Origin of the sequence: Comamonas denitrificans (assembly GCF_042654745.1) — a bacterium.
GTDB classification, from domain to species: domain Bacteria; phylum Pseudomonadota; class Gammaproteobacteria; order Burkholderiales; family Burkholderiaceae_C; genus Comamonas; species Comamonas denitrificans.
Genome location: NZ_JBHSEY010000063.1, coordinates 1 through 526, shown reverse-complemented (window position 1 = coordinate 526; position 526 = coordinate 1). Strand labels below are relative to the sequence as shown.

Annotated in this window: 1 protein-coding gene; it reads right to left on the bottom strand. The window is 56.8% G+C overall.

The window, feature by feature from the left end:
* The coding region (locus ACFO24_RS13280) for an RNA-guided endonuclease InsQ/TnpB family protein (protein ID WP_377738777.1) at nucleotides 1-526 on the bottom strand (526 nt) is incomplete at both ends.

Below are 526 nucleotides of genomic sequence, written 5' to 3'. Positions count from 1 at the left end.
ACGCATGAGAAACCTCGTGCATAGTCGCTTCGGTGGGTTCCTGCTTCACCGAGGCTGGTTTCGCCCGGGTCTTTCGACCCCGGCCAGAGCCGTCCTCTCCACAGGCTAACAAGCGCTGTCCGCGCTCTAAAACATTGATCGCGCCGACCACATCGGCGTTTTCTGCATGGCCACAATCGACGCACAAGAACTTGGCTTGTGTTTGCCGATTCTCTTTGGCAACGTGGCCGCAACAGGGGCAAGTCTGGCTAGTGTGGTGCGCAGGCACTGCAATAAACAGCCCGCCAGCCCAAGCCATTTTGTATTCCAACTGGCGGCGAAACTCGCCCCACCCTTGATCGAGGATGGCGCGATTCAGCCCCGCCTTTTGCTTGACCCGTTTGCCGTGCTTTTCACTATTGCCCTTGGAAGACTTGGACATATTCCTGACCTGCAAATCCTCAACACAAACGAGCGCGTGGTTTTGGCTGATCGCTGTGGTGGTCTTGTGCAGAAAGTCTTTGCGGGCGTTGGCTATGCGGCTGTG